Here is a 12,975-nt window from a genome sequence, read left to right as displayed (position 1 = left end):
GGCAGAGCGATGATCCGGGGTTTGGATCTCGGGGCCGAGGTTTGTCCGAACGAGCGGAGGCGTGTATCGTTCGAAGCGCTGGAGTCTGCCACTTGGCAGCAGCATCGGCGTAGCTTTCACCTGTTTTCCGCTCGAGAGGGGCTTGGGGCGAACTCTCGTCGGGAGGGCGGAACAGGGGCGGCGCGTCCGGGAACGGTTGGTCGGGCGAGAAGGGGGTTCGCGCGAATGGCACCGGAGCTGTTGGTCGACCTGATCGGCCATCTTTACGACGCGGCGGTAAATGCCGAGCTCTGGTCCGGCATGGCGGGCCGCATTGCCCACGCGTTCGAGTCGACGAGCGCGGTCATCAAGTTCCAGGACGCGGTCAGCACTGTCCAGCTGCTCGAGCATACGGACAATATGGAGGTGGCCGATCATCTCCAGGGCTGGGCGCAGGACTGGCACCTGCGCGATCTCTGGGTGCATCGCTCCGTCGCCTACGGGCTCGACCGGATCGTCACCGACGAGATGCTGGTGACGCTCGACGAGCAGCGCAAGAGCGGCTTCTACGGCGAATTCCTGAAGCATTTCGACATCCATCACATGCTGGGCGCGGTCTTCCCGACCGGGGAGGAGGCGATCGGCGTGCTTGGCATCCACCGGCCCAAGGGCGCCTCGGCCTATGGTGAGGAGGAGCGGCGGCGGGCGGCGCTGTTCCTACCCCATCTCGAGCGGGCCGTGCGCCTCGGCCGCCAGCTGTCGCGGGCGAGGCTGGCCGAGACGGCAGCGCTGGAGGCGATGAACCGGCTCGACACGGCGATCCTTGTCGTCGACGCACCGGGCATCGTCGTCTACGCCAATGCGCTGGCAGAGACGCTGCTGCGCGGCGGGAACGGGATCGGTACCGTGGGAGGCCGGCTGCAGCTGGACGATGCTTGGCTGCACCGCCGCATGGCCCAGCTGGTGCGCGATGCCGTCGCCGCCGCGGCCGGTCGGCCGGCGGCTGGGGCTCCGGCCGCGCTGCTCGTCCCGCGCCTCGACCGCCTGCCGCTTTCGCTGTCGGTCGCGCCGCTGAGGCCGGGCTGGTCGAGAGGCATCGATCCCGGTCCGCTGGCACTCGTCTTCGTCAAGGATCCCGAGGCGCCTTCGCTCCACATCGCGACGCTGTGCGCGCTGTTCGGCTTCACGCCGACCGAAGGCGCGATCGCGGCGGAGCTGGGGGCGGGCCGGCCGCTGGACGCCATCGCGGCGCGGCAGGGCATCGGCATCGGCACCGCGCGCTGGCACCTCAAGAACATCCTGGCGAAGACCCGCACCAGCCGGCAGGCGGAGGCGGTGGCATTGCTCGCGCGAAGTGTCGCCGCATCGGTTGGCAGCCGATAACGGCCTTTTCCCTCCCATTTGGGAGGCGTCGCAAGCGGATCGACGAGGCACAAGCGACGCGACCGGACAACGGGATGCGCATATGGTCTTTGCTAAAGCGTGGATTCAGCGTTGCGCGCTTGCCATGCTCGTCGTTGCGACGGCGACCGGGGTCGCGCCCGCGCAGCAGGTGCGGCCGGGCGTCGGCTTTCCGTCGGCTCTTCCGCTCAAGGATCGCATCGATATCGTCAATGCGGCCGGATATCAGATCACGCCTGACGGACGGAGCGTGTTCGTCTATTGCGGCGACACGAAGATGCCAAACCGCCCGGTCGTCGCCCAGATCGACGTCAATGGCGACGGCAAGACCGAATATATGGTGCTTGGCGAGCGCAAATGTCCAGGCGAGCCACCCGTGCCGATCACCGCGGATATCGTGATGCGCGATGCCCGTGGGATCTGGCAGAATATCCTCAGCGTCCATGGTTCGCCCAAATGGGCGGACGGGACGACGAATGGCTGGCGTAACCTCACGATCGTGCAGGGCGCGCGCGCTACCGCCTACGTCCATGATGTCGAGGGACAGCGCTATGCGAACGCGTCGGATCTCGAGGCGAGGAAGAACCTGGCTCTCCCCGCATCTCCCACCAGGACAGCCGCAGGGGTCGTGCCGACTGCCGGTTGGACTGCGCCGTACAGCATGGGCGCGATTTCGCCGGGAGACCTGGCCGCCATCCTGACGGCTGCCGGTTACAAGCGCATCAGGGGCAAGTGGACCGGGTGCGACGGGGTGAGCGAGGTCCATATATTCGGGGAGGATCAGCTTGCCGGTGACGGGCCGGTGATCGACCTCAACGGCGACGGGCGGCCGGAGGTGATGGTCTATGACGAAAGCGACCAATGCTACGGCAATGTCGGAATGCATTTCAACATCGTCACCCCGGTGCCGGGGGGCTGGAAGCTGATCTTCGCGTCGGGCGAGGGGATGCCGCTGGTCCAGGATTCCAAGAATGCCGCAGGCTGGCGCGACGTGGTGGCAGGCGGTCCGGGCTTCTGCCACAGCCTCTACCGGTTCAACGGCAGGGTCTATGCCGATTTCCGTTCCTATGAGGAAACCAAGGGAGCGTGCAGCCAATAGCGCCGCGCCTTGCCGTTCCTGATCATCACATCTGACTGAAGGGAGGCATGTTCGTGCACAAATCTCTCGTGCTGGCCGGTGGCGCCGCACTGCTCCTGCTTCTCGCGGGTTGCCACAAGAAGGCGGACCTCGACAACGCCGGAGCGACCGCGGACAATGCGACCACCGCGAGCGGGAATGCCACGGCCGAGGAAGTCGCCGCCGAGGCGCGTGGCGACGTGAGCTGTCCCGCTACGGCCGAGACGCCGCGTCCGGCGGGTGCGCCGGTGGACGATGTGGTGGGCGTGCGTCCCGGCATGGGCTGGGGCGAGGCCGCGCATTTCGTGATGTGCGACAATCCGCTGCTGGTGGTGAAGGAAACCGCCGACCGCAACTATGACATCGACACCCATGGCACCAAGATCCGCCAGGGCTTCCTCGCGAGCTTCGCCGAGCCGCGCGTCGAGAAGACCGGGCAGGACATCGTCAAGGAGATGCAGGAGGACTCGATGCGGCGAGGGATGAACGCCTATGAGGCGCCCCTCAAGCCCGGCCAGTCCCGCTATTTCGTCAGCACCATGGGCCTTCCGGGCCAGGAGAAGGTCGTCTCCGTCGCGCGCGAGGAATATTATGAGGCCGGCAAGCTGCCGACGGTCGAATCCGTGGAAGCCGCGCTCAAGGCGAAATATGGGTCGCCCTCGCTCGCCCGCGACGGCAACAAGGTCCGCCAGATATTCTGGGAATATGATCCGAGCGGGCGGCCGGTCACCGAGACTTCGCCGCTCTATGAACGGTGCATGATCACGGCCTCGCCTGATGCCTCGACCCAGCTGAACCCCGATTGCGGCGTGACGGTGGGCGCGCAGATCACGCAATCGGACGACAATCCCGGTCTGGCGCATAGCCTCGCCGTGACCGCGCAGAATGGTGCGGAAGGCGTCAAGCGGATCAACGACACCGAGCAGGCGCTGTCGCAGGCCGACCAGCAGCGGCAGGCGAATGAGGTCAAGGGTGCGGCGCAGAGTGCCGACAAGCCCAAGCTGTGAGGATGGAACAGATGCGGCCGTCATCGCTCCCGCTCGCATTGCTCCTGGCGTCGGCCCTGTTGCTGGCATCCTGCGGCAAGGCACCCGCCGGAAATGCGACTGCGCCCGGCGGAAGCGATGCCGCCGGTACTTCATCGACCGCGGGCGGGGGCGCCGCGCCGGCCGGGGCATCCATGCAATCCACGGGTGCCCCGCCGGCCAATCTCGCGGGACGCACGCGGGAGCTCGCCAGTCCCGACGATTTCACCATGGTGCTGCTCTATTACAGCCTCTCCGGCGCGACGCCGCCGGTCGACAGTTGGATCGAGAACGACACCAGCGTCCGCTTCGCCCAGCCGATCGACCGGGATGCGGCGCGTAAGGCGCTGCGCCAGAAGATCGATGCCGGTCTGGCCGCGGCGAAGGATGTGGGTCTGATCCGCCTGACGATGGACGCCGATCTGAGCGACTTCGATCCGAGCTACAACGAATATACGATCCGCGCGCTCGCGCCGAGCTCGGTCGTCACTTTCAAGAGCTTCGGAGAGCAGGTCTCCGTCAAGTTCGACAATGCCGAGACGGCGCAGCGCTGGAGCGTCCCGCCCCAGCAGGCGCAGCTGATCCGCGACCGCGTGCAATATGGATCGGGCGCGACCATCGAGCTGCTGGCGCGGATCACCGGATCGACGCCGGACGCCTCGGCCGGCACGATCGACGTGACCGTGCTGTCCTATGAGCTGAAGAGCCATCGCGACGGCACGACGCTGGCGCGGATCACGCTGTAGCCGTCTACGCTTCCACGAGAACCCGCCGCCCGTTTTCAGCAGGAGCGCGAAGCGCTTTCCCTCAAAAGCATCAGGCTCTAGAGCGGCGCCCCATGCAGTTTCCGCTTCGTCTCGGTACCCGCGGGTCGCCGCTCGCCCTCGTCCAGGCCCATATGACGGCCGATGCCCTTCGTCGCACCCATGGCTGGAGCGAAGAGGCGATCGCGATCGTGCCGATCCGCACCAGCGGCGATCGCATCCAGGATCGCGCGCTCGCCGAGGTCGGCGGCAAGGCGCTGTGGACGCGCGAGCTCGACCGGGCGCTCGGCGACGGCGAGATCGATTTCGCGGTCCATTCGATGAAGGATGTCGAGACCATCCGCCCGCTCGAGATCGCGCTGGCCGCGATGCTCCCGCGGGCAGACGTGCGCGACCGGCTGATCGGCGTCGAGCGGCTGGAAGCGCTGCCGGTCGGCGCGCGCGTCGGCACCTCCTCGCCCCGGCGCAGCGCGCAAGTGCGCCGCCGCCGGCCGGATTGCTCGGTGGTACTGTTCCGCGGCAATGTCGACACGCGGCTGGCGAAACTCGCAGCAGGCGAGGCGGAGGCGACCCTGCTTGCCGCCGCTGGCCTGGATCGGCTGAAGAAGGACGGCATCGGTCATGCCATTCCGGTCGAGACGATGCTGCCCGCTCCGTCGCAGGGCGCCGTCGGTATCGAGGCGCTCGCCGTGCGCACGGACCTGCTCGCCCTGCTCGCTGCGATCGATCACCGCGCGACGCACCGCTGCGTGGCGGCTGAACGGGCGTTGTTGGCCGCCCTGGGCGGCGATTGCCGTTCGCCGGTCGCGGCGCTGGCGGTGGAGCATGGAGACGGTCTCTGGCTTCGCGCCGAGATATTGAGCGAGGATGGGGCCGAATGCGTCGGCGGCGAGGCGCAGCTGGCGGGCGATGGGCATGCCGGCGCGGCCGCGCTCGCCAAGCGGCTGCTCGAACAGGCATCGCCCGTGCTGAGGGCGCTGTTCGCCGGGTGACCCGCGCGGTCCTGATACTGCGGCCCGAGCCAGGTGCGGGCGCCACCGCCGAACGGGCGCGGGCGCTGCGGCTGGAACCGATCGTCCAGCCGCTTTTCCGCATCCGGCGTTTGCCCTGGGATCCCCCGCGGGCCGAGGGCTTCGATGCGGTGATGATGACGAGCGCCAATGCCGTCCGCCACGGCGGGCCGGGCTTGACCCGTTATCATCATCTGCCGCTTCATGCGGTCGGTGCGGCGACGGCTGCAGCGGCGCGCGCGGCAGGGTTTCATACCGTGATCGAACATCGCGGCGACGCCGCGGCGCTGGTCGCCGCATTGCCCGGGGATGTGCGCCGCTTGCTTCATCTCGCCGGACGCGAGCATCGCGAAGCGGCGCGCGCCTCGGTGTCGATCGAACGGCGGATCGTCTATGCGTCCGACAGGGACGCGGCCGCTGCGGCAGCGATTGTGGAGGCGCTGGGCGGGCACCCGATCGTCCTGCTCCATTCGCCCCGAGCGGCGCGCATGCTTGCGGAACTGGTGGATCGCGCAGGCGTCTGCCGTGGCGGTCTGCGGCTGGCCGCGATCAGTCCGGCGGCGCTGGCTGCGTCCGGCGAAGGCTGGGAGCGGGCGGCGGCGGCGGCGGTCCCGACCGACGACGCGCTGCTGGCGGTCGCCGCGCGCTTGTGCGACTAGAGGGACGAGCAGACGGGAAAGCAGCGATGAACGACTATGCCAGCGACATGACCGAGCCCAGGAAGGGTGGCCTGCTGCGCTGGCTGATCGTGATCGTGATCGCCTTCGTGGCGGGATCGATCGCGATGGGATGGGTGCTCACCCACTGGGACAAGGCGACCGCCTATCTGGCGCGCCAGCCGGCCCCGCAGGCGCCCGTTACGCCCCCGCCCGCGCCGCGTCTCCTGGCGACGCCGCAGGATGGCGCGCAGATCGATGCACGCGTTGCCGATCTCGAGGCGCGCATCGGTCAGATCGACGTGCGCGCCCAGGCGGCGGTGGGCAATGCCGATCGCGCCGAAGGGCTGCTTGTGGCTTTCGCCGCACGCCGAGCGCTGGATCGGGGTATTCCGCTCGGCTATATCGAGGCGTTGCTGCGCGCCCGTTTCGGCGACGGTCAGCCGCAGGCCGTGGCGACGATCATCAGTGCAGCGCGTCAGCCGACGACCCTCGATATGTTGCAGTCAGGCCTCGCCGAAGTAGCCCCTGCTTTGGCCGGGCCGGCACCCGCATCGAGCTGGTGGACAGCGATGCGGCGCGAGGTCGGCAGCCTGATCGTCGTACGCCATGCCGGCGCATTGCCTACCGAACCGGCCCAGCGGGTCCAGCGGGCGATGATGCTGACCGAGGCCGGCCATGTCGACGAGGCACTCGCCGAGGTCGCGCGGCTGCCCGCGCATGACAAGGCGAATGGCTGGATCGCGGCGGCGCGCCGTTATGCTGCCGCGCGCAGCGCGCTAGACGTTATCGAGACCGCGGCGCTGCTCGCCCCGCGTGATCCGGTGCCACCGCCTGCTGTTCCGACTGTAGTTTCGCCTAAGGAGACACCGGCTCCTGCGAAACCGGCGGCGAAAGCCGAGTCCAGCAAGGCGGGCAAGGCGTAGGCTTCATCCTATCCTGTGCCGGTCGGAGGCGAGGATAGGGGGGCCGCCGCCAGCACTCGTTCGAGCCGCGAACGCGACGCATCGGTCGCCACCGCCAGCGTGGCGAGGGTGAAGCCGTAGCGCACAGCTGTTTCCAGCGCGTCGGCATCGATGCGCCCGTCGGTCCAATCCATCAGCGCGCCGCCCACCAGATAGACGAAATTGCGCGTGAAGGCTGCGATATCCACCGAGGCGGCGATGAGCCGCTCTCCGGCGAGCGCACCCATCAGCTCGGTCCACAGCGCCACGGCGGGATCGGCGGTCCCGATGTCCGCATCCTCGGCATCGCTCGAATATATGACGGCGATGAGGGCGCGGAAGAAGCCGGGTTCGGCGGCGAGGGTGCCCGCCATCAGCCGGATCGCCTCATACATTCGGTCCAGCGCGTCGCGCGCGTCGCCAGCGCGGATCCGCGCCAGAAGATCGTCATTCAGTTCCTGATAAAGCGTCAGGAAGATCCGCCGCTTGGTGCCGAACAGATTATAGGGGGTCGCCTGGCTGACACCGGCCGCCTCGGCGAGGCGCCGCATCGATAGCGGCTCCTTTTCCAACATCGCCCGAGCGGCGGCCAATATAGCCTTGCGCCGCCGGTCCATCGCTTCCTGTACCTTCACATTCCATCCCTTCGGCCTACCCGATTGCCCCAACGCGTCGGCGGAGGGAAGCCTTGCGCGCTGATGTTATAGCACGCTATAAATCATGTCGCGGCGCAGACCGCGAGTCACGAGGAGAGACCCATGAAATTCTCGATCTGCTTCGAAGCGCAGATGGTGGACACGTCGCGCGAGTCCGAGCAGCGGACCTTCTACGAGGCGGTCGAGCAGACCGTTTATGCCGAGAAAATGGGCCTCGACGGGGTCTGGGCGGTGGAGCATCACGCGCTCACCCAATATTCCCACATGTCCTCGCCGGAGACCTTCCTGGCGTTCGTCGCGGGCAAGACCGAACGGATCCGCATCGGCCATGGCGTGATCTGCCTGCCGCCGCAGATGAACCATCCGGTGAAGGTGGCGGAGCGGGTGGCGACGCTCGACATCCTGTCGCGCGGCCGCGTCAATTTCGGGGTCGGCAAGGGCGGCACCCAGCAGGAAGCCGGGACCTTCGGCTACGATCTTGCCGAGCTGCAGCCGATGATCGACGAATCCATGTACCTGATCCCCAAGATCATGGTCGAGGACGAGATCGAGCATGACGGCGAATATATCAAGATCCCGCGCCGGCCGATCCATCCCAAGCCCTATCAGCAGCCGCACCCGCCGATGTTCATGGCCTGCACGCGCGATGAATCGCTGCGCAACGCCGGCTCGCGCGGCCTCGGCGGGATGATCCTCGGCTTCAGCACACCGGAGGATACGGCGCGGCTGAACGGCATCTATCGCGAGGCCTTCTCGAACCGCGATCCGGCCAGGCAGGTCGGCTATTTCCCCAACGAATATCTCGCCGTGGGCTGCCCGACGATCGTCAGCACCGATCGCGAGAAGGCGCTGCGCATCGGCCTGCGCGGCCAGCGCTTCTTCGCCCAGGCGATCCATTACTGGTATGGCGGCGGCGCCAAGCCGGATGTCGAGGAAGCCTCGTCAGAAGAGCATATCGCCGCGGTGAAGAAGGCCGAGGAGGCGACAGTCGCCTATCTCAACGAGGCCAAGATCCCGGTGACGGCGGCGGCGACCGACATGTACAATGTCGATCATGCCTATGGCACCCCGGACGAGGTGATCGCGCATATCGAGCGGCTCGAGGCGGCGGGCGCGGACGAATGCCTGATGCTGATGCAGATGGGCACCGTGCCGCACGAGGCGATCATGGAAACGCTCACCCATTATGGCGAGACGATCATCCCCCATTTCCGCAAGAAGGAAGCCCGCGCCAAGGCGGCGTGAGACGCGTGTAATCCTCCCCGGAACGGGGAGGGGGGCCGCGCGAGGCGCGGTGGAGGGGTTCCGCTCTCCTCAGGCCGGAACCCCTCCACCATGCTGCGCATGGTCCCCCTCCCCCTGCGGGGGAGGATAAAAGAAAGCCTACAGGAGGGAATCGATGGCGCTGACGCCGATCGCACAGGGCATGCTGGCCCATTTCAATGCCAATCCGGTCGACTGGAAGGCAATCACCCCGCTCCAGTTCCGCGAAAGCTCCCGAGCGATGGAGCAGCCCGCCGATCCGGCGGATCGGATCGTCTCCGCCGATGCCGATGCGGACGGCGTGCCGGTGCGCATCTATCGGCGCGAGGAGGCGGGGGAGGCGGAGCCGGTGCTCGTCTTCTACCATGGCGGCGGCTACATCGCCTGCGGTGTCTCCAGCCATGAGCGGCTGTGCCACCGGCTGGCACGGCTGGCCGAATGCGCGATCGTCTCGGTCGATTATCGGCTCGCGCCCGAGCATGTCTTTCCCGCCGCAGTTAACGATGCGCTGACCGCGCTGCGCTGGGTCGCGGCGCATGGCGCCGACCATGGCCTCGACACGCGGCGCATCGCGGTGGGCGGCGACAGCGCCGGCGGATCGCTCGCCACCGTCGCTGCGCTCCGGGCGCGGGACGAGGGTGGGCCGGCGCTGGTCCACCAGCTGCTTTTCTATCCGGGCACCGACCTCACGGGCGAGACCGAGTCCGAACGGCTCTATGCCAATGGCTATTTCCTGGATTCCGATTTCTCGGAGCTGTGCGTCTCCTCCTACATCCCGGATGCGAAGGACCGTGGCCATCCCTGGGCCTCGCCGCTGCTCGCCGAGGATTTGTCGCGCCTGCCGCCGGCGACGGTAATCACCGCCGAATGCGATCCGCTGCGCGACGAGGGTAAGGCCTATGCGGAGCGGCTGATCGCGTCAGGCGTGCCGGCGCGCTACGCCGATTATGCGGGCGTCTTCCACGGTTTCGCCAGCATGTTCGGCATGCTGCCCGAGGGCGATCAGGCGGTCGCCGAAGGGGCCGAGGCGCTGCGCGGCGCCTTTGCGAGGGTCGACGCATGAGCGTGCGGCCCTTCTCCATCGCGGTGCCGCAGGAGCGGCTGGACTGGATCGAGCGCCGGCTGCGCGACGCGCAATGGCCGACCGAGGCGGTCGGCGACCCCTGGGCCTATGGCGCGAGCGTGCCGGAGATGCGCAGCCTCGTCGACTATTGGCTGAACCATTATGACTGGCGCGCGCGCGAGGCGGCGATGAACCGCTTCCCGCATTTCCTCGCCTCGGTGGAGGTGGATGGCGCGCCCTATGACGTCCATTTCATCCATGTGAAGGGCAAGGGGCCGGATCCCAAGGTCGCGATCATCATCCATGGCTGGCCGGGCTCCTTCGTCGAATTCCTGGCATCGATCGAGCGGTTGACCGATCCGGCGAAGTTCGGCGGAGATCCGGCCGATGCGCTGACTGTCGTGATCCCCTCGCTGATCGGCTACGGCTTCTCGTCCAAGCCGGCCAAGCCGATCGGTCCGCGCACCATCGCCAGGGCGTTCGATACGATGATGCGCGAGGAGCTTGGCTATCACGACTATATCGCCCAGGGCGGCGACTGGGGATCGTCCGTCTCCGGCTGGCTCGGCTATGAAGGGCAGGGCTGCACCGCGCTGCACCTCAACTTCGCCTTCGGCTGGACCAATCCGGACGCGCAGCCGGAGACGCCCGAGGAGATCGCCGCCGCGCAGAAGCTGGGCGAGGTCTGGCGGATCGAGAGCGGCTATATGGTGATCCAGTCGACCAAGCCGGTCTCGCTCGACCATGCCATGGCGGACAGCCCGCTCGGCGTCGCAGCATGGCTGGTGGAGAAGTTCCACACCTGGTCGCAGCTCGAAAATGGCGACCTCTGGTCGGTTTATACGCGCGACCAGATACTCGACAACATCATGGTCTATCTCGCCAACAACACCTTCGGCACAGCCTCCTGGCTCTATCGCGGCGTGTTCGACGAGCCGGTGCCGCCCGGCGCCCGGGTGACCAAGCCGGTGGCGATGGCGGACTTCCCCGGCGAGCTCGCCCGCTTTCCGCGCAGCACGATGGAGAAGAGCTACAATATCGTGCGCTGGACCGAGCAGCCCAAGGGCGGGCACTTCGCCGCGATGGAGCAGCCGGAGCTGTTTACGCGGGATCTGCTGGCCTATGCGCGGGAGTTGCGGAATCCGTTTTGATCCTCCCCGTTCCGGGGAGGATGAAGAAGTTTACGCCGCGCGGCCCATCGTGCGTTCTGCACGCTGCGCCATGATCGTCTCGACCACCCGATAGGTGCGCTCATTGTCGACGTCGATGGCGAGCGAGCCGTCGTCGAAGATCACGGGGCGCATGCGCTTGCGCAGCCGTTTCGAGAAGCGGGCGAAGGCGTTCTCCAACGTGCCGATGCCGAGGCGGAAGCGGATCAGGTTGAGGATGCCGAAGGCCTGGGCGATCCGCATCGGATGCTTGGAAAATTGGCCGCCGCTGCGGAAGATGTTGGCGGCGGAGAGCGCGTCACGGCTGTCGATCCAATAGCAGTTGCAGTTGGAATAGCCATCGTCGGCGAAGGCGTAGAAGCGTCGCTGGCCCTCGGGATGGGCGGCAAGCACCGCATCCTTGCGCGCGAAGGCCGCGGCGATCTCCGCGCCCGTCTCGCGCACGCGCGCCGCCATCGTGCTCAGTGCGGCGTGGGTGAACAGTGCATTGTCTGCCGTCGTGATCAGCAGCGGGAAGCGCGCGTCCTCGGCAGCGACGAAGATGCTGTCGGCCAGGTTGGGCTGCGCCTGGGTGATGCGCAGCCGGCCTTGCGCCTTGAGCGACCGGATCGTCGGCAGATGATCGAGCACGCCGACATCGTCGATCGAGACGATCACCATCGTCGCCTCGGGCGCGGCGTCGAGCGTCGCCAGCAAATGCTCGATCAGCGGCTTGCCGCCGACCGGCACCAGGCATTTGTGGGTGGTACCCGCGCGTTCGGCGAGCGGATCGAGCGTGCCGCCGCGCTTGCCGGCGAGCACGAGGACGGTGATCGGTGTTTCAGCAGAGGCCATGGCGCATCAGGCTCTCGGCGACGATCGTCTCGATGAGCTCCGCCTGGCTGAGCCCGGCCAGCGCGGCCGAGCGGCCGAACACCTTCGCCGACCAGAGATTGCAGTTGAGGTTGACCTCCAGGAAATTGACCTCGCCGGTCACGAGATTCACGCGGAACTCGAAGCGGCCATAGTCGAACGGTGCGAAGATGCCGACCAGCGTCTCGGTCATCGCCGTGATCCGCCGCGTGATCGCCTCGTCCTCCAGCGGCACCAGCCTGTATTTGGCGCTGCGGTCGACCAGGTCACGCTTTTCCCAATAGGTGCGCAAATGGGTGGGATCGGCCTGCTCGAACAACATCATCGGCATGATGCGTGGGCGGCCGTCGACGGTGATCACCGGCACCTCGACGTCGCTGCCGTCGAGGAAGGGCTCGACGATCGCGTCATGCCCCTCGGCATGGATACGCGCGACGGCGGCGTCGACGCCGGCCCAGTCGGTGGCATCGCCGACACCCCAGGAGGCGGAGGAGGCGTTGGGCTTGATCACCAGCCGGTCGCCCTGCGGGCAGGTGGCGGCATCGACCGGCGCGCCGCGGCGGTAGATCGCCCAGGGCGCCGTCCGGATGCCGCGTGCCGACGCCTCGCGCTTGGCGAGATGCTTGTCGTCGGAAAGGCCGCGCAGGATCGGGCTGGCGCCGAGGAAGGGAATGCCATGGCGCGTGCAGAGCAGCGGCAGCAGCATCTCCGAGTTCAGGAAGCCGCCGCGGTTGAGCAGCGGAAAGACGAAATCGACGTCCGGCCTCTGGAACAATGTCTCATAGCTGTCGGCGAGGGTGAGATTGAGGCCGATCCCTTCCAGCGTCTCGCGCATCTCGCGATGATAGACGGCATGGTTGCCGTCCTCGGGGTGCAGTTCGCCGTTCCACAGCGCATGCTTGGCGATGAACAGGATACGCAGCCGCTCCTTGGCGGCGGCGGGCACGGCGGTGGGTTTCCACAGATGAGCGGAGTCGAGCATGGGCCCGTTCAACGCCCTCTCTGTTACGATCGCCCCTCAGTTTGATGACGGTTTTTGTGACTCCAAGTTCATCATCGTGTCATTTTCCCTTCCT

At 67.2% G+C, this 12,975-nt stretch carries 13 protein-coding genes; 10 read left to right on the top strand and 3 right to left on the bottom strand.

Features of this window, described 5'->3' with window-relative positions; genetic code table 11:
- Positions 1-225 precede the first annotated feature (225 nt).
- The 7 genes from GQY20_RS06945 to GQY20_RS06915 all read left to right on the top strand — a co-directional run bounded on the left by GQY20_RS06945 (position 226) and on the right by GQY20_RS06915 (position 6,878).
- Positions 226-1,362, top strand: coding sequence for a helix-turn-helix transcriptional regulator (locus GQY20_RS06945; RefSeq protein WP_157216350.1), 1,137 nt, complete (start codon positions 226-228; stop codon positions 1,360-1,362).
- An 82-nt stretch (positions 1,363-1,444) separates the two neighbouring features.
- A complete protein-coding gene (locus GQY20_RS06940) occupies positions 1,445-2,479 on the top strand; it encodes a hypothetical protein (protein WP_157216349.1) in 1,035 nt (344 codons plus the stop codon).
- Between the two features lie 53 nt (positions 2,480-2,532).
- On the top strand, positions 2,533-3,504 hold the full coding sequence (locus GQY20_RS06935) for a hypothetical protein (protein WP_157216348.1): 972 nt from the start codon (positions 2,533-2,535) through the stop codon (positions 3,502-3,504).
- A gap of 11 nt (positions 3,505-3,515) precedes the next feature.
- Entirely contained in the window at positions 3,516-4,268 is a 753-nt protein-coding gene (locus tag GQY20_RS06930; RefSeq protein WP_157216347.1) for a hypothetical protein, read from the top strand.
- A gap of 92 nt (positions 4,269-4,360) precedes the next feature.
- The gene (hemC, locus tag GQY20_RS06925; RefSeq protein ID WP_157216346.1) at positions 4,361-5,278 is read left to right on the top strand and encodes a hydroxymethylbilane synthase; all 918 of its coding nucleotides are present in this window, start codon (positions 4,361-4,363) and stop codon (positions 5,276-5,278) included.
- Positions 5,275-5,955 carry a uroporphyrinogen-III synthase gene (locus GQY20_RS06920; protein WP_232475925.1) on the top strand — a complete coding sequence of 227 codons (681 nt, stop codon included), beginning with the start codon at positions 5,275-5,277 and terminating at the stop codon, positions 5,953-5,955. Before hemC ends, GQY20_RS06920 begins: the two co-directional genes overlap by 4 nt.
- A 26-nt stretch (positions 5,956-5,981) precedes the next feature.
- Positions 5,982-6,878 (top strand): hypothetical protein, encoded by an 897-nt coding sequence (locus GQY20_RS06915; protein WP_198350861.1) that lies wholly within the window; start codon positions 5,982-5,984, stop codon positions 6,876-6,878.
- A gap of 8 nt (positions 6,879-6,886) precedes the next feature.
- On the opposite strand, the gene GQY20_RS06910 is transcribed toward GQY20_RS06915, so the two are convergent.
- A complete protein-coding gene (locus GQY20_RS06910) occupies positions 6,887-7,531 on the bottom strand; it encodes a TetR/AcrR family transcriptional regulator (RefSeq protein WP_157216344.1) in 645 nt (214 codons plus the stop codon).
- A 123-nt stretch (positions 7,532-7,654) separates the two neighbouring features.
- On the opposite strand from GQY20_RS06910, the gene GQY20_RS06905 reads away from it, so the two are divergent.
- From GQY20_RS06905 to GQY20_RS06895, 3 genes are all read left to right on the top strand, one after another.
- Positions 7,655-8,797, top strand: coding sequence for an LLM class flavin-dependent oxidoreductase (locus GQY20_RS06905; RefSeq protein WP_157216343.1), 1,143 nt, complete (start codon positions 7,655-7,657; stop codon positions 8,795-8,797).
- 154 nt (positions 8,798-8,951) lie between these two features.
- A complete protein-coding gene (locus tag GQY20_RS06900; RefSeq protein ID WP_157216342.1) occupies positions 8,952-9,878 on the top strand; it encodes an alpha/beta hydrolase in 927 nt (308 codons plus the stop codon).
- Positions 9,875-11,029, top strand: a complete 1,155-nt coding sequence (locus GQY20_RS06895) for an epoxide hydrolase family protein (RefSeq protein ID WP_157216341.1) — start codon at positions 9,875-9,877, stop codon at positions 11,027-11,029. The genes GQY20_RS06900 and GQY20_RS06895 overlap by 4 nt, the downstream gene beginning before the upstream one ends.
- A gap of 30 nt (positions 11,030-11,059) precedes the next feature.
- Here GQY20_RS06895 and GQY20_RS06890 read toward each other — a convergent pair whose 3' ends face one another.
- Together GQY20_RS06890 and GQY20_RS06885 are read right to left on the bottom strand one after the other, a co-directional pair.
- A complete protein-coding gene (locus tag GQY20_RS06890) occupies positions 11,060-11,881 on the bottom strand; it encodes an NTP transferase domain-containing protein (protein ID WP_157216340.1) in 822 nt (273 codons plus the stop codon).
- A complete protein-coding gene (locus GQY20_RS06885) occupies positions 11,868-12,881 on the bottom strand; it encodes a D-alanine--D-alanine ligase family protein (RefSeq protein WP_157216339.1) in 1,014 nt (337 codons plus the stop codon). Before GQY20_RS06885 ends, GQY20_RS06890 begins: the two co-directional genes overlap by 14 nt.
- Between the last annotated feature and the right edge of the window lie 94 nt (positions 12,882-12,975).

It is taken from the genome of Flavisphingomonas formosensis (assembly GCF_009755815.1).
In the GTDB taxonomy this organism is placed as follows: Bacteria; Pseudomonadota; Alphaproteobacteria; order Sphingomonadales; family Sphingomonadaceae; genus Flavisphingomonas; species Flavisphingomonas formosensis.
Note: the sequence above shows the minus strand (reverse complement) of the source record. Positions and strands in the feature narration are given on the sequence as shown.